This window comes from Pseudomonas sp. GW821-FHT09E04 (genome assembly GCF_059416185.1).
In genome coordinates this window covers 326,185-346,967 of sequence record NZ_JBWKOR010000001.1, presented here as the reverse complement: position 1 = coordinate 346,967, position 20,783 = coordinate 326,185, and the positions used below count along the sequence as shown (strand labels likewise).

At 59.5% G+C, this 20,783-nt stretch carries 20 protein-coding genes; 14 read left to right on the top strand and 6 right to left on the bottom strand.

Annotation, left to right across the window (positions count from 1 at the left end):
* Positions 1-2 precede the first annotated feature (2 nt).
* Positions 3-431, bottom strand: a complete 429-nt coding sequence (locus AC07N4_RS01670) for a DUF1294 domain-containing protein (protein WP_493064789.1) — start codon at positions 429-431, stop codon at positions 3-5.
* On the bottom strand, positions 428-1,258 hold the full coding sequence (locus AC07N4_RS01665; RefSeq protein ID WP_493064788.1) for an undecaprenyl-diphosphate phosphatase: 831 nt from the start codon (positions 1,256-1,258) through the stop codon (positions 428-430). The genes AC07N4_RS01670 and AC07N4_RS01665 overlap by 4 nt, the downstream gene beginning before the upstream one ends.
* Before the next feature lie 304 nt (positions 1,259-1,562).
* On the opposite strand from AC07N4_RS01665, the gene AC07N4_RS01660 reads away from it, so the two are divergent.
* The 9 genes from AC07N4_RS01660 (at position 1,563) to fapF (ending at position 9,716) form a co-directional block, all read left to right on the top strand.
* The gene (locus tag AC07N4_RS01660; protein WP_493064787.1) at positions 1,563-3,197 is read left to right on the top strand and encodes a methyl-accepting chemotaxis protein; all 1,635 of its coding nucleotides are present in this window, start codon (positions 1,563-1,565) and stop codon (positions 3,195-3,197) included.
* Positions 3,198-3,279: 82 nt separating this feature from the next.
* Positions 3,280-3,843 (top strand): nicotinamide riboside transporter PnuC, encoded by a 564-nt coding sequence (gene pnuC / locus AC07N4_RS01655; RefSeq protein WP_493064786.1) that lies wholly within the window; start codon positions 3,280-3,282, stop codon positions 3,841-3,843.
* Complete coding sequence (locus AC07N4_RS01650; protein WP_102621333.1) at positions 3,840-4,364, top strand: AAA family ATPase; 525 nt, start codon at positions 3,840-3,842, stop codon at positions 4,362-4,364. Before pnuC ends, AC07N4_RS01650 begins: the two co-directional genes overlap by 4 nt.
* A 346-nt stretch (positions 4,365-4,710) precedes the next feature.
* Positions 4,711-5,160: a functional amyloid chaperone FapA gene (fapA, locus tag AC07N4_RS01645; protein WP_096820322.1), complete on the top strand. Its 450-nt coding sequence runs from the start codon at positions 4,711-4,713 to the stop codon at positions 5,158-5,160.
* A gap of 1 nt (position 5,161) precedes the next feature.
* The gene (gene fapB, locus AC07N4_RS01640; RefSeq protein ID WP_096820321.1) at positions 5,162-5,734 is read left to right on the top strand and encodes a fibril amyloid subunit FapB; all 573 of its coding nucleotides are present in this window, start codon (positions 5,162-5,164) and stop codon (positions 5,732-5,734) included.
* Positions 5,735-5,805: 71 nt separating this feature from the next.
* The gene (gene fapC, locus AC07N4_RS01635) at positions 5,806-6,828 is read left to right on the top strand and encodes an amyloid-like fimbrin subunit FapC (protein ID WP_102621334.1); all 1,023 of its coding nucleotides are present in this window, start codon (positions 5,806-5,808) and stop codon (positions 6,826-6,828) included.
* Positions 6,829-6,891: 63 nt separating this feature from the next.
* Positions 6,892-7,572: a fibril amyloid maturation endopeptidase FapD gene (fapD, locus tag AC07N4_RS01630; RefSeq protein WP_096820319.1), complete on the top strand. Its 681-nt coding sequence runs from the start codon at positions 6,892-6,894 to the stop codon at positions 7,570-7,572.
* A 44-nt stretch (positions 7,573-7,616) separates the two neighbouring features.
* Positions 7,617-8,363 (top strand): fibril amyloid subunit FapE, encoded by a 747-nt coding sequence (fapE, locus tag AC07N4_RS01625; protein ID WP_096820318.1) that lies wholly within the window; start codon positions 7,617-7,619, stop codon positions 8,361-8,363.
* A 45-nt stretch (positions 8,364-8,408) separates the two neighbouring features.
* Entirely contained in the window at positions 8,409-9,716 is a 1,308-nt protein-coding gene (gene fapF, locus AC07N4_RS01620) for a fibril amyloid transporter FapF (protein WP_096820317.1), read from the top strand.
* Between the two features lie 81 nt (positions 9,717-9,797).
* Here the strand turns inward: fapF and AC07N4_RS01615 are convergent, their stop codons facing one another.
* Positions 9,798-11,123 carry a sigma-54 dependent transcriptional regulator gene (locus AC07N4_RS01615; protein ID WP_096820316.1) on the bottom strand — a complete coding sequence of 442 codons (1,326 nt, stop codon included), beginning with the start codon at positions 11,121-11,123 and terminating at the stop codon, positions 9,798-9,800.
* 344 nt (positions 11,124-11,467) lie between these two features.
* Between AC07N4_RS01615 and AC07N4_RS01610 the strand changes: the two genes are divergently transcribed.
* From AC07N4_RS01610 to nhaB, 3 genes are all read left to right on the top strand, one after another.
* Positions 11,468-11,734 (top strand): hypothetical protein, encoded by a 267-nt coding sequence (locus tag AC07N4_RS01610; RefSeq protein WP_096820315.1) that lies wholly within the window; start codon positions 11,468-11,470, stop codon positions 11,732-11,734.
* Positions 11,735-12,016: 282 nt separating this feature from the next.
* Positions 12,017-13,306: a hypothetical protein gene (locus AC07N4_RS01605; RefSeq protein WP_493064785.1), complete on the top strand. Its 1,290-nt coding sequence runs from the start codon at positions 12,017-12,019 to the stop codon at positions 13,304-13,306.
* 90 nt (positions 13,307-13,396) lie between these two features.
* A complete protein-coding gene (gene nhaB, locus AC07N4_RS01600) occupies positions 13,397-14,899 on the top strand; it encodes a sodium/proton antiporter NhaB (protein WP_493064784.1) in 1,503 nt (500 codons plus the stop codon).
* A 46-nt stretch (positions 14,900-14,945) separates the two neighbouring features.
* Here nhaB and AC07N4_RS01595 read toward each other — a convergent pair whose 3' ends face one another.
* The 3 genes from AC07N4_RS01595 to gnd are packed head-to-tail and all read right to left on the bottom strand — an operon-like array spanning position 14,946 to position 18,252.
* Entirely contained in the window at positions 14,946-15,755 is an 810-nt protein-coding gene (locus AC07N4_RS01595) for an HAD family hydrolase (RefSeq protein WP_493064783.1), read from the bottom strand.
* Positions 15,752-17,275 (bottom strand): glucose-6-phosphate dehydrogenase, encoded by a 1,524-nt coding sequence (gene zwf / locus AC07N4_RS01590; RefSeq protein WP_493064782.1) that lies wholly within the window; start codon positions 17,273-17,275, stop codon positions 15,752-15,754. The genes AC07N4_RS01595 and zwf overlap by 4 nt, the downstream gene beginning before the upstream one ends.
* Positions 17,272-18,252, bottom strand: coding sequence for a phosphogluconate dehydrogenase (NAD(+)-dependent, decarboxylating) (gnd, locus tag AC07N4_RS01585; RefSeq protein WP_096820310.1), 981 nt, complete (start codon positions 18,250-18,252; stop codon positions 17,272-17,274). Before gnd ends, zwf begins: the two co-directional genes overlap by 4 nt.
* A gap of 272 nt (positions 18,253-18,524) precedes the next feature.
* Here gnd and AC07N4_RS01580 point away from each other — a divergent pair, with 272 nt between their 5' ends.
* On the top strand, positions 18,525-18,707 hold the full coding sequence (locus AC07N4_RS01580) for a DUF6026 family protein (RefSeq protein ID WP_096820309.1): 183 nt from the start codon (positions 18,525-18,527) through the stop codon (positions 18,705-18,707).
* Between the two features lie 213 nt (positions 18,708-18,920).
* Complete coding sequence (locus AC07N4_RS01575) at positions 18,921-20,669, top strand: phosphoethanolamine transferase CptA (RefSeq protein ID WP_096820308.1); 1,749 nt, start codon at positions 18,921-18,923, stop codon at positions 20,667-20,669.
* Positions 20,670-20,783: the final 114 nt, after the last annotated feature.

Here is a 20,783-nt window from a genome sequence, read left to right as displayed (position 1 = left end):
CCCTAACCCAGCGCCAACAGGTTCGAGCCGAGGAACAACTGATCGATCCAGAACACCTGGTGCAGCGCGACAATCACCCAGAACAGAATCTGAAACGACACCTTGCGCGTCTTGTGCCGGAATACTTGCTGGGCGATCAACGCACCCGGCCAGCCGCCCGCCAGTTCCACGGCGTGCAGGACGTTCTCCGGGGTGCGCCAGGCCTCGGCGCGAGCTTTGCGCTTGTCGGCCCAGTACAGGAAGAACGCCAGCACGCTGACAATTCCGTAGGCCGTCAGCGGTACCAGTGAGATTCCGCGCAGCCACATCGACAGCGAACCGAACAGCGGCAACGCACAGACGATCAGCAACACCATCAGCTTCAACTTCAGATGCTGGATGCTGCCACCGGAAGGACCGCGATCCGGCCGGCGCGCGCGGGAGTCACTCATGCCTTGGCCGCCGCCCAGTCCACCCAGCCGAATTGCCAGGTCGCCAGAATCAACAGGCCGAAAACGATCCGGTACCAGGCGAAGGCCGCGTAGCTGTGGCTGGCGATGAACTTCAGCAAGCCGCGAACAGCGATCATGGCGAAAATGAACGCCGTGACAAAACCGATGGCAAACACCGGGAAGTCAGCCGGCACGAACAGCTGGCGGTACTTGTAGCCCGAGTACACCGCCGCACCGACCATGGTCGGCATCGCCAGGAAGAACGAGAACTCGGTGGCGGTCTTGCGTGACAGGCCGAACAACAGGCCGCCGATGATGGTCGAGCCGGAGCGCGAGGTGCCCGGGATCATCGCCAGGCATTGGGCAAAGCCGACCTTCAGTGCATCTTTCCAGGTGATCTCGTCCACGGTTTCGGCGTGCACTTCATGCTGCCGACGCTCGGCCCACAACATGATGATGCCGCCCACCACCAGCGCCGTCGCCACGGTGACCGGGTTGAACAGGTACTTGTGAATCAGATCGGCAAAGATCACGCCCAGCACCACGGCGGGCAGGAAGGCGATCAGCAGGTTGGCGGTAAAGCGTCGCGCACTCGGCTGAGTCGGCAAACCGATGACCACGTCGAGAATCTTGCGGCGAAACTCCCAGACCACCGCGAGAATCGCGCCGAGCTGGATGATGATGTTGAACGCCATGGCGCGTTCGCCACCGAAGTTCAGCAGGTCGGCGACAATGATCTGGTGTCCGGTACTGGAAATGGGCAAAAACTCCGTCAGCCCTTCTACAACTCCAAGAATCAGTGCCTGCAAGGCGGTCCAAAGATCCATCAATCCCCCAAAGAGCGATGCTCAGCGGCATGCCCCGATAGTATTTTTTTACGTTCACTGCGTTCAGCGTAGCTGTTTGTTGCTGTACCGATTCCGCGCGCAAAGGATCCACACGAAACAGTCAAAATTCCGTGAAATGGCAACTTGGGTTCAGGTTTTCACGCGCGGGGCCGAAATCCTATCAGACAAGCCGTAATAGCGCTGCCGCGTTCTACGACTTGGGTCGCGTATGCCCGGCCATGGAAACGTGGTTGGATGCTGGCGGTGATTTATTACAAGAAAAAGAAATCGGAGTGACAGCGTTATGAACAGCTTGCGCAGTGTGTCGATCAGCCGACGCTTGTGGCTCATCTTGATTGTGGCGGTGGTCATGCTGCTGACCCTGGGCCTGTTGATGCTCAAGCAGATCCACGATGACCTGTATCACGCCAAGGCCCAGAAAACCCAGCATGTGGTGCAGACCGCCAGCGGTTTGCTGACCTATTACCAGGGCCTGGAAGCGGCCGGAACCCTGACCCGCGACGCCGCCCAGAAGCAGGCACTGACCGCGATTCGCGGCCTGCGTTATGACCAGAACGATTACTTCTGGATCAACGACCTCACACCCGTGATGGTCATGCACCCGACCAATCCCAAGCTTGAAGGCCAGAACCTCTCGGCGATCCGCGATCCGGACGGTTTTGCGGTGTTCAACGAGATGGTTGCCATCGCCAAGTCCAAGGGCGCCGGCATGGTCGACTACCGTTGGCCGAAACCCGGTGCCAGTGAACCGGTGGCCAAGACCTCCTACGTGAAACTGTTCGAGCCATGGGGCTGGGTACTGGGTTCCGGCGTGTACGTCGACGATGTACAGGCCGAGTTTCAGGGCCAGGTGATCAAGGCTTCCGTCGTCGGCCTGGTGATCGCACTGATCATGGGCGTGCTGGTGATCCTGATTGCCCGCAGCATCGTCCGCCCGTTGCAGGAAACCGTGAACGCCATGGCCAACATCGCCAGCGGCGAAAGCGACCTGACCCGCAGCCTCGACACCCACGGTCAGGACGAAGTCACGCAGTTGGCGCATCACTTCAATGCCTTCACCGCCAAGCTGCGCCGGGTGATCGGCGATTTGCAGGTGTCGGCCAGCGCGCTGGGCCAGTCCTCCACTGAACTGGGCAATGACGCGAACCAGGCTCAGCAGCGCAGCCAGCAACAGTCGCAGCAGATGGAACTGGTGGCGACCGCCATCAATGAAGTCACTTACGGCGTGCAGGATGTGGCGAAGAACGCCGAGCATGCCGCCAACGAAATGCGCGATGCCGAGGCTCAGGCGCAACAGGGCCAGATCAACATCGACGGCAGCCTGCAACAGATCGACAAACTGTCCGGCACCATCGATCAGGCGGTCGAGGTGATTCGTACGCTGGCGACCGAAAGCACGCAGATCGGCAGCGTTCTGGAGGTAATCCGCTCGATTGCCGAACAGACCAATCTGCTGGCGCTCAACGCGGCCATCGAAGCCGCCCGCGCCGGCGAACAGGGGCGAGGTTTTGCGGTGGTGGCCGATGAGGTCCGCCTGCTGGCGCAACGCACGCAGAAATCCACGGCGGAAATCCAGTCGATGATCGAGCGTCTGCAAAACCATTCCGAAGCCGCCGTGAAAGTGATCGGTGACAGCAGCAAGGCTTCACAACTGACCATCGAGCAGGCCGGACTGGCCGGTGCGAGCCTGAATGCCATCGGCCAGGCGCTGCGCAACCTCAACGGCCTGAACGCGTCGATCGCCAGTGCGACCCTGCAACAGGCGCACGTGGTCGAGGACATCAACCAGAACGTCACCCAGGCCGCCGGCCTGTCCCACAGCACCGCAATGGCCGCTGAGCAGTCGAGTGCCGCCAGTGTGCGGCTGGGCCAGTTGAGCGAGCAGTTGAACGGATTGCTGCGCCAGTTCCGCGTCTGACGTTGTTGCCCTGTGGGAGGCTCACTCCCACAGGTTTTTGGGTACAATCCGCCCCCTCTTTTATTCCCTCCAAGGATCTTGCATGTCCGGGCTCGAACTGTTTGCCGCCGCCCTCGGTGTGATCGCCGTCTGGCTGACGGTCAAACAGAATCCCTGGTGCTGGCCGATCGGGCTGGTCATGGTGTTGCTCTACAGCTGGGTCTTCTTCGAGGTGAAGCTGTATTCGGACATGTTGCTGCAGGTGGTTTACGCCGCCCTGCAAGTCTACGGCTGGTGGCAATGGACCCGGGCCGGGACGATGCATGACGGCCGTCAGGTCAGCCGGCTCGACACGCCTTCAATCCTCAAAGGGCTGGCCATCGGCAGCGTCGGCAGTCTGCTGCTGGGCGCCGCCATGGCGCACTGGACCGATGCCGCGCAACCCTGGCTCGACGCCGTACTGACCGGTTTCAGCCTCGTCGCGCAATTCTGGATGGCCCACAAGCGCCTGCAATGCTGGGCATTGTGGTTCGTGCTGGATGTGATCTTCGTCGGCCTGTTCCTTTATAAGGCGCTTTACCTCACCGCTGCGTTGTACGCCTTGTTCACCCTGATCGCGGTGCTGGGCTGGCGGGAATGGCGCGCCGATCCGGCGTTGCGCACATGAAAGTCGTCGTCCTCACCGGGCCGGAGTCCAGCGGCAAGAGCTGGCTGGCGGCCGGTCTTCAGCAACAGTTCGGCGGCCTGCAGGTGGACGAGTACGTGCGCTGGTTCATCGAGCAGAATCCACGGGACACCTGCCTCGCCGATATCCCCGAGATCGCTCGCGGCCAGTTGCTATGGGAAGACGACGCACGAGCGCAACAACCGCCGCTGCTGATCCTCGACACGCACCTGCTGAGCAATATGCTGTGGAGCCAGACATTGTTCGGCGAGTGCCCGGCCTGGTTGGAAACAGAGCTTTTGGCCCGCCATTACGACCTGCACCTGTTGCTCTCCCCGGAGCAGATCGACTGGACTGACGATGGCCAACGCTGCCAGCCGCAACTGAGTGAACGACTGGCGTTCTACAACGCCACAAAGGCCTGGCTGGAGCAGCATCGCCAACCGGTCCGGATCATTCAGGGCGACTGGGCCGCACGGCAGATTCAAGCTTTCGACGCCGTGCGAAACCTGCTGCAAGGCTGACCCCGTTTCCCGGGTCGGTTTCCCCTGCTTTGGGGGCAAAGTGTCCGATCCTGAAACACTCCCTCGGGTGCAAAGTGCCCGTCTCAACGGCCTTCATCGCTTTGTCACCCGACTTGTTACGCCTGTGAAACACATGCTCGCAAACCCTTGTTCCAGAGCTTTGCAACGACTATAGCCACCCGCACCGACAGAGGGTTGTTTCAATCGTGAAACAGCTTTTGTATCAAGGCTGCACGCCATCCATCCAACCCATTGAGATCCTTGAATATTTAAAAAGCGGCACAGCTTTCGCTCTCTCCTTCACAACGCTGACCAGGCCCAGCCCACTGAAGAAGGAATTGCCGCCGTGGGAAATTTCAATAAAGCCTTCACTTGCCTTCTGCTGATCGGATCAGCTGCCAGCACTTTCCTCAGTTTCAACGTTCAGGCCGAAGGCAATGGCGTGATCGTGCTCAATCGCGACGTCCAGCCCATCCCCATCGGACGCAGCGCTCCCGGCAAAGACCCTTACCCGACCACCGTGAATGCCAACCCATCGGGTCGTATCGACCAGGCAATGACCAGCACCGAACTCAGTGACGGTGAATTTGCCAGTGTAGCCAGTGGCGCATCCATTCGCGGAAACATGGCCGTAGGGTCAAGCCTGCCCGGCACCAACGTCTTGACCAATCCAAACGGTCTGCCCGGCATGGGAGCCGGTCATGGCGGCGGTAGCGGTGGCACGATTTCCAACACCATCAACCGCTCCCTCAGCACCGGTCTGGCTCCGCTGACCCGCATGGCCGGAGGCCAATAAGATGAATCGTTCCCTGCTCCTGCTTGCTCTGCTTGGCTGCACCAGCGTCATGGCCGATCCGAGCGCCGTGGACAGCGCCAACATTCAGAACTCCGGCGTGCAGTACAACGGCAACTTCAACGTCAACCAGGCCGCCGGCGACCAACAGCAACAGACCAACGTCAAGTCGATTGCCATCGGCACGTCGGCCAGCGCCACCACCACCATTCACCAGAAACTCGATACCCCCGCCGACCGCTCGATCAACGCGAGCTCCACCATCGGCGGTACCTCATTCAGTAACGGCAACGGTGCACTGGGCGTGAACCAGGGTTCCGGGGCCAACAACCAGATGGCCAACGCCATGCGCATCAGCATCAGTGCTGCGCCGCAGAGCGTTGACGATAGCGCCCTTTCCCAACAGAACGTGGCGTTGTTACCGAGCTCAGGAGCAACTGGTACCTCACCCGGCAGTCGCCAGGTCACGACAAGTGATCAGGCCTTCACCGGCAGCCGAGGGGTAATCCAGGTGAACCAGAGTGCCGGGGTGGGGAACCGAATGGCTAACACCCTGAGCATCCGGGTCGCTGACTGACCCAAACAAGAAGCAGTGCAATTAGAAAGTACCAACACTTAACCAACTAATAAGCACGACGGAGAAACACCATGAAACCTACAATGGCCCTCAAACCACTGGTTTTCGCTCTCGCAGCAGTGATGGCAATCGCAGCACAGGCAGGCGGTCGTGATGATAACAATCACGGTCATGGTAACGGGCACGGCAATGGGCATGGTCATGACCATGATCCAAAAGGCCCAACCCTGGAAGAACTGCTGCAAATCGGCGCAGGCGCCGGTGCCGCAGTGCTTGATGTGCAAAACAACAGCGGTAACACCGTGTTGAACCAGGGCACCCAAAACAACGCTGGCGTGAGTAATGCCGTCAATGGCGCCAACGGCAACATCGGGGTGAACAACGCCGCTGGCGATGGCAACCAACAAGACAACGCCGCTGCTCTGGCAACCGCTGACGAAAGCTTCATCTTCGGCTCCGCCGTATCCGCCTCCAGCGCGACTCAAGTCAACACCAACAACGGTGTCGCCAACTACTCCAGCACTGCCAACGCCAGCCTGAACAACGTCGGCAACAGCGGCTCGGGTAACATTGGCGTGAACAACGCTGCCGGCAACTTCAACCAACAGAAAAACAACCTGGCAATCGCTGTGTCCGGTGGTCGTGTAGCGCAAGCCGCTGCCGCCGCCAACCAAAGCACCACCGGTCTTCAAGTGGCCAACAACGGCACCCAGACCTACAAAAAAGATACGCTCACTGGCACATTTACCGCAGGCGGCGTATTCGTGGCCGCAGGCACCGCAACCACCAAAGACGATGATCATGGTCATGGTCACGGCGGTTATGGCAACGACGACAGAGGCCACGGCGGCAACGGCGGCGGCAAAGATCAGAAATCTGACTTCGTTGCTGTGGGTGTCTTCGGTCTGGCTGGCGTAACCACTCAACAAGTGATGACCCCAGACGGCTGGAAAAACCCTGTCACCAACAATGCCAGCATGACCAACGTTGGCAATGGCTGGTCGGGTAACGGTGGCTTCAACAACGCTGCTGGCGTTGGCAACCAACAAAGCAACTCGCTGTCCATCGCTGCAGGTTGCAAAGCCTGCATGTAATCGCGATCGAAACGAAAGCCCCGGAAACGGGGCTTTTCCTCAGTCCGCAAAGGCGTATCGATCATGCGTAAGACTGCCCTCCTCGCCCTGCTTTGCCTCTCTGGTCTGACCCAGGCTGCCCAGATGCCCGTGGCTGCCCTGCCCGGTGGCGTACTGGTCTACAAAAACGTGCAAAGCATTCGTGAGCGCAAGTTTTCCGACATCGTCGAACAAAAAACCGATTTCAGCTGCGGCGCCGCCGCACTGGCTACGGTACTGCGCCAGGCTTATTGGCTCGACGTCGATGAAGAGCACATCATCAAAGGCATGCTGGTCAACGCTGACCAGGACCTTGTCCGTACTCAAGGTTTTTCCATGCTGGACATGAAGCGCTACATAGAAAGCATCGGCATGCGCGCCAGGGGCTACAAGATTCCACCGGAAAAACTCGACGCGGTCACTATCCCGGTGGTGGTACTGATGGAAATTCGCGGCTACAAGCATTTCGTCGTGCTGCAGCGAGCGGACAAGGATTGGGTTTACATCGGAGACCCGGTTCTCGGCCATAAACGCTACAAACATGATGACTTTGTCAAAGGTTGGAACGGCATTGTCTTTGCCATCGTCGGCCCCGGATACGACAAGACCAATGCATTACGCAGTCCTCCGGCACCGCTGACCGCCAAGAACAAGCTGGATAACTTCAACCCCGTCAAAGATGCTGAATTGATGGACTTCGGGTTCATACAGAGCGACTTCTTTTAATCGCCGATTATAAAGAATGGGGCTGGATGTCCCGGGAGCAGCAGATGAAAACCTCATACTGGCTGGCCGCTGCCTGCCTGGCAGCGAGTGCTTCAGGCTATGCCAATGCAGGATTCAAACCCATCGAAATCCAGGATTCGGAGCTGTCACAGCTTCGCGGTCGTTATGTCATGCCGGGGCGGATCATCAGCTTCGGCATCGTCATGAGCAGTACCTGGCGCAACGCCAGCGGAGATCTGATCGGGGCCTCAACCGCGATGCAACTACAGGCAGCAACCGTAAAACCCGAATTCTATGTCTCGACCATCAAGGAAACCGGTAACGGCAGCACCCTGCAAACGGGTACCGGCTCAGTCATTGGTGGCGCAGGACTCAACAGTTCCCAAGGCGTGACACAAAGCGTTCGCGCCGCCGGCGACGGCAACTCGGCCTACAACAACGTTGCGATCAACGTTTCGGAAGCCAACCAGGCACCGGCGCTGATACCGGCTCAAGGGCAAGCCTTGATGGCCGGACAAACGATTTCCGGCAGTAATGCCGCCGGCAGCGTCGCTGTTTCGGCCACCGGTGGTGGCGTGCAAATGGCCATCCAGGCCGCAGGCAATCAGGGCACAGCCCTGCAACAGGTAGCCCAGGGCGGGCTGCTGCAAAACACCCGTTTGCTCGGTAATGCAAACGTCGTCAACAACCTGACGCAACTCAATGTTGTCCTTAGTAATAACGGCATGAGCGCCGGCGCGCTTGACTGCAATTTGAGTCAACTCAGAGCACTACGCAATATCGGATATTGAACTACGCTGAGTCTCGATCATTGGGCTTAAAGGGACGGCTTATTCATGTATCGATCAGTATCACTGCGTGCCGCTGTATGTTTGAGTACTCTTCTACCCGCGGCGATGCTGCAAGCAGCACCCGATGCGGATGTGGAGACCCTGAAACAGGAACTTCTGGAGCTGAAGCAACGATACGAAGTACAACAAAAAGCCCTGGCGGTACTCGAGCAACGGGTCCGCCAGGTCGAAGATCAACCGGCTTCCCCACCACCGAAACGCCTGGCCAAATCGCCAGCCGACATGAAAGGCAATCCGAAAGTGGCCACAGGTACCGGGGCCGCAGCAGCGTCGGGGGGCGCCGCCGGGGGCAGTGGCGCTTCTTACGGCCAGTCGCTTGCCGACGATTCGCAACCTGCACAGAGTGTGTCCAACCTGTACGACGAGGCCAGCGGCTTCTTTGGCGGCGGCAAGTTCAGCTTTGAAACCGGCATAACCTATTCGCGTTATGACACTCGCCAGCTGATTCTCAACGGCTTCCTGGCACTGGACTCGATCTTTCTGGGCAACATCAACCTCGACCGGATCAAGGCCGATACCTGGACCCTCGACCTGACGGGCCGCTACAACTTCGATAACCGCTGGCAGTTCGACGTGAACGTGCCGGTCGTGTATCGCGATTCGACTTATCAGTCGGGCGGCGGCAATCAGGGCGCAGCCAACGTCACCACGGAACAGGATGTTTCGCGGGATCCGACCATTGGCGACGTCAACTTCGGCATCGCCTATAAGTTCCTGGACGAGTCGGCCAACACCCCGGACGCGGTGGTCACCCTGCGGGTGAAAGCCCCGACCGGCAAGGACCCGTTCGGTATCAAGCTGCGTCAGACCGACGCCAACACCAACCTGTTCGTGCCTGACACCCTGCCGACCGGCAACGGCGTCTGGTCGATCACCCCGGGTGTTTCGCTGGTCAAGACGTTTGACCCGGCCGTGTTGTTCGGCAGCTTGTCCTACACCCACAACCTGGAGGAATCGTTTGACGACATCAGTTCCACGGTCAACCAGAAAACCCCGGGCAAGGTCCGTATCGGCGACAGCTTCCAGATCGGCGCAGGCATAGCCTTCGCACTGAACGAAAAAATGAGTATGTCGTTCTCGGTCTCTGACCTTGTACAACGCAAGAGCAAGCTGAAACAGGATGGCGCGGACTGGGAATCGGTGGTGTCCAGTGACGCCAACGCCGGTTACTTCAACGTCGGCATGACCATTGCGGCCACCGACAACCTGACCATCGTACCCAACCTGTCCATCGGCATGACCGACGATGCCCCGGACTTTTCCTTCAGCCTGAAATTCCCGTACTACTTCTAAACCGCGACACTATGAAAAGGCCCACTGCGACTTGCATCGCAGCGGGCCTTTTCAGCTTCTTGCCGGAAGAAGCACCGCGCCCTAGCGGATCTGGTGTTTATGCAGCAAGCGGTAGAACGTCGGCCGTGAAACCCCCAGCACTTTGGCGGCCACGCTGAGGTTGTCGCTGTGCCGGTTCAACACATCGCACAACGCCTGGCGTTCGGCCCGGGTCTTGTAGTCTTCGAGGGTGCCCATCGGTGTGGCAATCGACTGTTGGCTGATCAGCCCCAGGTCACGGGCCTCGATCTGCCGCCCTTCGGCCAGCACCAAGCCCCGGCGTACACGGTTGGCCAGCTCACGGACATTGCCCGGCCAGTCGTGTTTACCCATGGCGATCAAGGCGTCTTCGCTGAAACTGCGCGGACGACGGCCGGTTTCATGGCTGTAGAAATGGGAAAAGTGGTTGGCCAGCATCGACAGGTCGCCATGGCGCTCACGTAATGGCGCGGTCACGACTTGCAGCACATTCAGCCGGTAGTACAAGTCCTCACGGAAGCGCTTCTTCTCGATCGCGGCTTCCAGGTCGACGTGGGTGGCCGCCAATACCCGGACATCCACCGGGATCGGCTGGCTGCCGCCGACTCGCTCGATGTGTTTTTCCTGGAGGAAGCGCAGCAGATTGGCTTGCAGTTCCAGCGGCAGATCACCGATTTCGTCCAGAAACAGGGTGCCGCCGTTGGCGGCCTCGATGCGTCCGACCTTGCGCTGATGGGCGCCGGTGAACGCGCCTTTTTCGTGGCCGAACAGCTCGGACTGGATCAGATGCTCGGGAATCGCCCCGCAGTTGATGGCCACGAACGGTTTGCTGTGCCGTTGCGATTGCCGATGCAAGGTGCGGGCGACCAGTTCCTTACCGGTGCCGCTTTCGCCACGTATCAGCACCGGCGACTCGGTAGGAGCGAGTTTGCTCAGCAGTTTGCGCAGCTCGCGAATCGGTTTGCTGTCCCCCAGCAACTCGTGTTCCGGCTGATCGACGTGAATCGTGCCCTGGCCACGCAGGCGTGCCATGCCGAACGCCCGGCCGAGGGTGACCTGCACCCGCGACACGTCGAACGGCAAGGTATGAAAGTCGAAAAACCATTCGCAGACAAAATCCCCGACATTCTGCAGGCGCAGCACTTCCTGATTCAGTACGGCGATCCATTCGGTGCCGCTGCGGCTGATCAGTTCCTTGACCGCCTCGGGACGTTCCAGGTGAAAAGGTTGCAAGCGCAACAGGCCGACATCGCAACTGCGGTCAGCGGCATTTTCCAGGCTGCAACTGTCTACGTCCCAGCCGACAGCGCGTAAACCGGGCAGTAATCGGTGACAGTCGTCACAAGGGTCGACGACCAATAAACGTCGTAATGCAGGCGCTTCGCTCATGACTGTTCCTTGGCGCCAAATTATAGGAAATGATTGTAAAAACAGTCATTTGGCAGACCTGGCTGTAACATTAGCAAGAATTTGACGGCGCCTTGTATCGATTGCTTATAGATGTACAAGGGAAGCAGTTATAAGAAGCTGCTTTATTAGTTAGCTATCGACTTGAATCTTTCACCAGGCTTTCAAAAACTGTCGGATGACTGATTGTATGTAAGAAAGTCGAAATTTCTTCAAATTCGGTGTGACCCGCCAGCGGGTTGCGTGCATCAGTACAAGTAACTCGCCGAACGGTAAGCCCAACCGACGGCACATCACTTGATTGGGCACTATAGAGAGAAGACCCCATGACCGCCCCGCTCCGTATCAACGAAGCTCTTTTGATTGCCAACCACGCATTTAAACCTTTCCAATGCGTGGCCTGGGCTCCACAAGACGGCAATGGCGAACTGAGCCTGACCGTTATCGACCGCACCAACTCGCAGATTGGTCGCACCCGCATTCCAAGCAGTGCCTATTCCGATCCAGCTCAACTTGAATACCTGTTGCAACAGGCTCGCGCTGAACTGAGCGACGAGGGTTACGCACTGCAATCCTGGTCGATGCCGCACTGATTCGAGGGCGATGCGGATGGTTTTCGAGCCATCCGCCCTTTTCTGTTAGTTGCCGAATCTTTTTAAACTTCAGCCTGCTTGTACAACTTCCCCAAATACTTTCGCACCTGAATGCTTGGCAGGCTTGCGACTGGTTCCAAAAGACACTGTTCTGGCACAGTACGACCCTCCACCTGTTAGTTCTGTCAGTTGTACTTGTGCGTCTACAGGGATTGAATGTTTCGCTCATGCAGTTGCCAACCTGGCTCCCGGGTATCGGTCAACTCGCAAGGAGAAGCATGCATGTCAACCCAGACCGCTATTGCGCTCCCGGCGCTAGCGAATAACGCCGGACAACTCGACAAGACATTTGCCAATAACGGCGTGGCTCAGGTTTATTTTGCCGGCAGCACTTCCAGCCTGACTCAACACGTAGCGCTCGACCCGCAAGGTCGCATCCTGGTCGCCGCCAAGGTCGTCACCCCTCAAGGCAGCCGTTTCGGCCTGGCGCGTCTACTGGATGATGGCTCTGCGGATCTTGGCTTCGGCTTTCAGGGCAGCGTGATCGGCCAGTTCACTTCCGGCTTCGAAGCCACGGGCAGCAAGCTCCAGGTCTTGCCTGACGGGCGAATCCTGCTGGCAGGTCTGCATTACGAATCCGAACATCGCACGTTGCCCGCCCTGGCGCTGTTCGATGCGCACGGCCGACCCGCCCTGGACTTCGGCGACAACGGCCGGAAAATCATTCGCCTGCCCGGCGATCTGTCCATGGGCACCCGCGACACCTGGCTGCCGCCTGGCGTTCCGGGGGCAGAAGCCTGCGATTTCGCCGTCCAGAATGATGGACATATTCTGTTGATTGCCAACCACCACTGCTCATTGGCCGACCACGTCGGCATGCTGATCCGCGTCACGCCCAGCGGTAATCTTGACGAAACCTTCAATGGTCGAGGTTTTGTGATGGTCCGGCACCTGCTGCTCAACACCTGGCTGGGGGGCTTGTTGCTGCAGGAAGACGGGCGAATCGTGGTGGCTGGTGCGATCGACTTCCCCCAGGAAGGCCTGCTCGCACGTTACCTGCCGGACGGGCAGCTCGACGAACGCTTTGCGCTGGACGGATTCCTGGCCTTCAAGGCCCAGGGGCACAGTGCGCTGGTCAATCAGGTCATCCAGTCCATGGACCATTTGCATTGCTTTGGCAGCAGCCGCGACCCGATCCGGTGCATGGCGCTGTCAATTCACAGCAATGGTCGCCCAGACCTGCACTGCAACAACGGTCAGCCCAACCTGCTGGACATCGGCCCCAGCGGCTGCCAGTGGAGTGCTGCGCAACGTATGTCGGACGGTCGACTCATCGCGGCAGGCGCGACGATTGGCGGGGTCGAGGCTGATTTCATCGTCGCCCGCTATCTGGCCGACGGTCGTCTCGACCAAAGTTTCGGCACCGGTCACGGCTGGCTGCGTACGCGACTGGGCCGCAGTCTCGACACCGCCACATCGCTGGCACTGCAACCGCAAGGTGGAATTCTGGTCGGCGGTTATTCACTGGATGGCAACTACCGCGCCGTGGTGGTGCGTTATCTGAACCCATAAAACGGCAAATCCGGAAATCGAAACCTCCTGCGCTTGATCTTGCTCAACGCTTACGGCAACTTGCGCGCTTCTTAAAGCAAGGAGCAACCGATGTCCGGTTCGATGGCCCAGGCGTTCGCGCACAACTTTCTCGGGCATTCGCCCCGCTGGTACAAGGCGTGCATCGTCGGGTTCCTGATTCTCAACGCCGTGGTGCTGTGGTCGGCAGGTCCTGTCGCCGCAGGCTGGCTGTTGGTGATCGAATTCATTTTCACCCTGGCCATGGCGCTCAAGTGCTATCCGCTGATGCCTGGCGGCTTGCTGCTGATCGAAGCGCTGCTGTTGAAGATGACCACGCCCCAGGCGCTGTACGAAGAGTTGCAGCACAATTTTCCGGTGATTCTGCTGCTGATGTTCATGGTCGCCGGCATCTACTTCATGAAGGATCTGCTGCTGTTTCTGTTCTCGCGCCTGCTGCTCGGCGTGCGTTCGAAGATGCTGCTGGCGCTGATGTTCTGCTTCTTGTCGGCGTTTCTTTCGGCCTTTCTCGACGCACTGACCGTGACCGCCGTGATCATCAGCGCCGCCGTCGGTTTCTATTCGGTCTACCACCGGGTCGCCTCCGGCAACGATCCGCGTCAGGACAGCGAATTCAGCGACGATCAACACCTTCCCAAGCTGCATCATGAGGATCTGGAACAGTTCCGCGCTTTCCTGCGCAGTCTGCTGATGCATGGCGCCGTCGGCACTGCGCTGGGCGGCGTCTGCACGCTGGTTGGCGAGCCGCAGAACCTGCTTATCGGCCATGAGATGGGTTGGCACTTCGCCGAGTTTTTCCTCAAGGTCGCACCGGTTTCCCTGCCAGTGCTGGCGGCCGGTCTGTTGACCTGTATGTTGCTGGAGAAGCTGCGCTGGTTCGGCTACGGCACCTTGCTGCCGGACAACGTCCGCGCCGTTCTCGCCAATTACGCCAGCGAAGACGATGCCGAACGCACCCCGCGTCAACGTGCCGCGCTGCTGGTACAGGGCGTAGCCGCATTGATCCTGATTGCCGGGCTGGCGTTCCACATCGCCGAAGTGGGCCTGATCGGTTTGATGGTCATTGTGCTGATCACCGCTTTCACCGGCATCACTGACGAGCATCGACTGGGCAGCGCGTTCAAGGACGCCATGCCGTTTACAGCCTTGCTGGTGGTTTTTTTTGCCGTGGTGGCGGTGATCCATGATCAGCAACTGTTCGCGCCGCTGATTCAGTGGGTGCTGGCCTTGCCCGCCGAGCAGCAACCGGGGATGCTGTTCATCGCCAACGGTCTGTTGTCGGCGATCAGTGACAACGTGTTCGTGGCGACGATCTACATCACCGAGGTCAAACAGGCATTCCTGTCAGGCCATATGAGCCGTGAACATTTCGAGACGCTGGCCATCGCGATCAACACCGGCACCAATCTGCCGAGCGTGGCGACGCCCAATGGTCAGGCTGCGTTTCTGTTTCTGCTGACGTCGGCGATTGCACCGCTGGTGCGGTTGTCCTACGGGCGAATGGTGTGGATGGCGTTGCCCTACACCGTGGTGATGGGGTTGCTGGGCTGGTATGCCGTGAGTTACTGGCTGTAGAAACAACAACGGGAGCCCTTGGGCTCCCGTTTTTTTTATGCGTCGATCAGAGCGGCAACATGTATTTCTCGATGGCCTGCGCCACACCGTCCTCGGTATTCGGCCCGGTCACCACGTCCGCCTGACGCTTCACGGCGTCTTCTGCCTGACCCATGGCGATCGACAGGCCGGCGACATGGAACATCGCCGGATCGTTGCCGCCATCGCCAATCGCTGCAGTCTGCGCCAGCGGAACGCCCAGATGGGCAGCAATAGTTGCCAGAGCCGCGCCCTTGTTGGCGTCGAGTGCCGTCACGTCCAGATACACCGGTTGCGAACGCGACACCTGCGCCATGCCCTCGACCTTCGCCAGCAAACGTGCCTCCAGCTCGATCAACAGTCCGGTGTTGTTGCTGGTCGCCACGATCTTGTCGATGCGCTCCAGGTACGGCTCGAAACTGTCGACCACCACCGGCGGATAACCGAGGCCATGCTGCTCACGCGGGACCATCGGTCCGTGGGGATCCTTGAGCAGCCAGTCACCACCGCTGAACACCCAGATCTCGACCGCCGGCTGATCGGCAAACAACGCCAGTGCCGTAAGTGCCGCTGTGGCTGGCAGGTAATGTGCGACCAGAATGCTGCCGTCCGGGTTGACGATCGTGCCGCCGTTGAAGGCGGCGGTCGGCAGATCGACGCCCAAGGCTTCGATCTGTTGCAACATGGCTTTGGGCGGGCGCCCGGTGGCGAGGCTGAACAACACGCCCGCCTCACGCAGCGCACGAACGGCATCAATGGTGCGCTGGCTCAGACTGTGATCGGGCAGCAACAGCGTGCCGTCCATGTCGCTCAACAGAAAACGGATCGGCTCACTCATCCGAGACCATGCCAGACGCGACCATCGCGAGTCAGCAGATCATCGGCAGCCTGAGGCCCGTCTTCGCCCGCGGCATAACTCTGCACGCTCGCGTCCTGTTGCCAGGCATCGAGGAACGGTTGCACCGCACGCCAGCCGTTCTCGATGTTGTCGGCGCGCTGAAACAGCGTCTGGTCACCGGTCAGGCAGTCGTAGATCAGCGTTTCGTAGCCGGTGGACGGCTGCATTTCGAAGAAATCCTTGTAGGCGAAGCCCAGTTCGATGTTGGCCATGTTCAGCGCCGGCCCCGGCCGTTTCGCCAGCAGGTCGAACCACATGCCTTCGTTGGGCTGGATCTGGATGCGCAGGTAGGTCGGCTGCAACTCATCGACCTCGGTGTCACGGAACTGCGCATACGGCGCCGGTTTGAAGCAGATGACGATCTCGGTGTCGCGCACGCTCATGCGCTTGCCGGTGCGCAGGTAGAACGGCACGCCAACCCAGCGCCAGTTGTCGATCATCACCTTGAGCGCCACGTAGGTTTCGGTGGTGCTTTCGGGCGAGACGTTGGCTTCTTCGCGATAACCGGCCAGTGGTTTGCCGTCGATTTCGCCAGCGCCGTACTGACCGCGCACCGAGTTGGCCCGCGCCTCTTCAGTGGTCCACGGGCGGATCGCCCCGACCACCTTGGCCTTCTCGCCCCGCACCGCATCGGCGCCGAACGCGGCCGGTGGCTCCATTGCCACCATCGCCAGCAACTGGAACAGGTGATTGGGCACCATGTCCCGCAAGGCGCCGGTGTGTTCGTAAAAACTGCCGCGGGTCTCGACGCCGACGGTTTCGGCGGCGGTGATCTGCACGTGATCGATGTAGTGATTGTTCCAGAACGCTTCGAACAGGCTGTTGGAGAACCGGCTGACCAGAATGTTCTGCACAGTTTCCTTGCCCAGATAGTGATCGATCCGGTAGATCTGCTTTTCCGACATGACCTTGAGCAGGCAGGCGTTCAACGCCTCGGCGGTCTGCAGGTCGGAGCCGAACGGTTTTTCGATCACCACCCTTCTGAATGCTTCGGGGTTTTCTTCCAGCAAACCGGCGCTGCCGAGACGGCGCACCACTTCGCTGAAGAAACGCGGCGCGGTGGCCAGATAGAACACCGCGTTGCCGGTGCCGCTGTCGGCGATTTTCGCCGCCAGCGCGGAATAAGTGCTGTCGTCCAGGAAGTCGCCCTGGACGTAGCTGATACCTTTGGCGAGCTTGGCCCACAAGGCCGGATCAAGTATCTGATCGCCCTTGCCGACCTTCGCCGCCACTTCGGTGCGGATGAAGTCTTCGAGCTTTTTGGCGAAGGCTTCATCCGTGATGGCGTTGTGGTCAACGCCGACGATCCGCAGGCCATCATCCAGCAGGCCGTCGCGACTCAGGTTGTACAGCGCCGGCATGAGCAGGCGCTTGACCAGATCACCGTGGGCGCCGAACAGAAACAGCGTGGTCGGTGGCGCGGGGTCTGCCTTGGATTTCCTGCGGATCGTATGGGTCATTTCTTAGGCGTCTCCACGTGGCCACCGAAGCCGAAACGCTGGGCCGAGAGGATCTTGTCGCCGAAGGTGCCCTGGCCGCGGGAGCGGTAGCGCGAGAACAGCGAGTTGGACAGCACCGGGACCGGCACCGCTTGTTCCATTGCAGCTTCGATGGTCCATTGGCCTTCGCCGCTGTCAGCCACGGAGCCCGAGAAACCGTCGAGTTTCGGATCGCTGGCCAGGGCGTCGGCGGTCAGGTCGAGCAACCAGGACGACACCACGCTGCCACGACGCCAGACTTCGGCGATGTCGGCTACGTTCAGGTCGAAACGCTGATCTTCCGGCAGGCGCTCGCTGGACTTGGTCTTGAGGATGTCGAAGCCTTCGGCGAAGGCCGCCATCATGCCGTACTCGATACCGTTGTGGATCATCTTCACGAAGTGACCGGCGCCGGCAGGACCGGCATGGATGTAGCCGTGCTCGGCACGCGAGTCATCGGACTTGCGGTCCTTGGTGCGCGGGATGTCGCCCATGCCCGGCGCCAGAGCGGCGAACAGCGGGTCCAGACGTTTAACGGTCTCGGCATCGCCACCGATCATCATGCAGTAGCCACGCTCCAGGCCCCAGACGCCGCCGGAGGTGCCGACGTCGATGTAGTGCAGGCCTTTCTCGGCCAGGGTCTTGGCCCGGCGGATGTCGTCCTTATAGTTGGTGTTGCCACCATCGATGATGGTGTCGCCCGCCTCGAGCAGAGTGCTCAGGGTTTCGATGGTGTCTTCGGTCGGCGCGCCGGCCGGCAGCATGACCCACACGGCACGCGGCTTGGCCAGGCCTGCGACCAGTGCAGGAAGATCGGCGACTCCGGTAGAGCCCTCGGCGGCCAGGGTGTCGACAAAGGCGGTATTGCGGTCGTAAACAACGGTGGTGTGACCGTTGAGCATCAGACGCCGTGCAATATTGCCGCCCATGCGGCCCAGTCCAATAATCCCGAGTTGCATGTGCTGATGCTCCTTACTACAAATAAAAGTGTGTCAAAGGTTATAGCCCAACGCTCTCATGGAGGTTAGTCCAGAGCGTCGGTGTGAAGTTTCCGGGCATTGTGCCCGATCCAGACTGATAACGTCGGGAAACGTGCCGAAGACACAACGACCATGAAAAATAAAAAAGTTCCATTCGCGGGCAAAAGAAACCAAAATCGGCGCCGATAGCAGGTCAAGGCTCGAAACCGGGGCTGACCTGCAGTTGAGACACGCCATTTGCGAGGTGAGCAATGGGCACAGTACACACAGCAATGCCGCCACAAACCCTGTATGTCACGATCCGTCGCGATGAACTGCGTCAGTTGAAAGACGAACGCGACCAGCTTAAACAAGAGTTGGCGCAATTGCGCCTGATGACCCAGGGCCTTGAGCCGCAGCCTCTGCCCCGCGTACAGCGCTTACCCCACGCCTGACCGCCCGCCTGATCCGGGAGCCGCTGCCCTGCTGTTCCCGACATGATCCGCTCTCTGCCATTTGCGGCAACTAACGAAGTTTTCACATTCGCTTGTTGATACTCCGGCCCATTCTGTCGTGCGTGTCTGCGCGCGGCTTCCGTTCGTCGGTTTTCATGCTCTGGTTCATGAAACGTCCCGGCGGTGGTAATGGTGATCGAGTTGGAGTGCTGAATGGCATTGTTCAAACGCAGCAAAACTGCTGCGGCAGGTTTTGACTGGGCCGGGTTCCTCTGGCTGTTTGTTTTCTTCTGGTACTTCTCCGGTATCACTCAACTGCTGATCCAGCTGACCGGCACCTCCGGATTCTCCGGCTTCCGCCAGGCGTTCGTGATGAGCGCGGTGTGGCTGGCACCGATGCTGCTGTTCCCCAAACGCACCCGTCTGCTCGCCGCCCTGATCGGCGTGGTGTTGTGGGCCTGCTCGATGGCCAGTCTGGGTTACTTCTTCATTTATCAGCAGGAATTCTCCCAGAGCGTCATCTTCATCATGTTCGAGTCGAACGTGTCGGAAGCCGGCGAGTACATGACCCAGTACTTTGCCTGGTGGATGATCCCCGCGTTCCTCGCTCACACGGCGTTCGCCTACTTCCTGTGGACCCGCCTGCGTCCGGTCTACATGCCGCGTGGCCGGGCCTTCGTGGCAGCCATGGCGATTCTGATCGCGGTGGTCGGTTATCCGCTGATCAAGCAGACCCAGCGCACCGGCAGTTTCGCCGGCGGTTTCGAGAAATTCGAAACCCGCATCGAACCGGCCGTGCCTTGGCAGATGGCCGTGGCCTATCACCGTTACCTCGAGACCCTGGGCGAAATGCAGGGCATGCTCGACAGCGCGAGCAAGATCCCGCCGCTGCACAACCTCAAGGACGCTGGCGCCAATCAGCCTGCGACCCTGGTGCTGGTGATCGGCGAGTCGACCAACCGTCAGCGCATGAGCCTCTATGGCTATCAGCGCAAGACCACACCGGAACTGGACAAGCTCAAGGATCAACTCTCGGTCTTCGATAACGTCGTCACCCCGCGCCCGTACACCATCGAGGCGTTGCAGCAGGTGTTGACCTTCGCCGACGAAGAGAACCCGGATCTGTACCTGTCTACGCCGTCGCTGGTCAGCATGATGAAACAGGCCGGCTACAAGACGTTCTGGATCACCAACCAGCAGACCATGACCAAGCGCAACACCATGCTCACGACCTTCTCCGAACAGGCCGACGAGCAGGTGTACCTGAACAACAACCGCAACCAGAACGCCGCGCAATACGATGGCGATGTGATCGAGCCGTTCAACAAGGCTCTGACCGATCCGGCACCGCGCAAGCTGATCGTTGTGCACCTGCTCGGCACGCACATGAGCTACCAGTACCGTTATCCGCCGACCTTCGACAAGTTCCAGGACCGCAACGGCGTGCCGGCCGGTGTGCGTGACGATCAGGTGCCGACCTACAACAGCTATGACAACGCAGTGCTGTACAACGACTTCGTGGTCTCGAGCCTGATCAAGGACTACGCCAAGTCCGATCCGAACGGCTTCCTGCTGTACCTCTCCGACCACGGTGAAGACGTGTTCGACTCGGCGGGCCACAACACCCTGGGCCGTAACGAAAACAAACCGACCGCACCGATGTACACCATTCCGTTCATGGCGTGGGCATCGCCGAAGTGGCGTGAAAACCACGACTGGAGTTTCGCCGCAGACTTGAGCCGGCCTTACAGCAGCGCGCACCTGATCCACACCTGGGCAGACCTGGCGGGTTTGAGCTTCGATGAACTGGACCGCAGCAAAAGCGTGGTCAGCGACAGCTTCAAACAGCGTCCGCTGCTGATCGGCAACCCTTACGAACGTGAGCAGCGAGCCTTGATCGACTTCAGCCTGATGAAGCCGAAAAAGCCCGACGAAGCGCCGAAGGAAGTCGTCAAGCAATAACCTGAAAAGGGCCGGAAACGGCCCTTTTTTCATGCTGTCGCAATACCTCGAAATGACAATATTTCTCGTTTGTTACTAAATCGCACTCCCCCTCTTCGTCTTTGAACCAAAGGA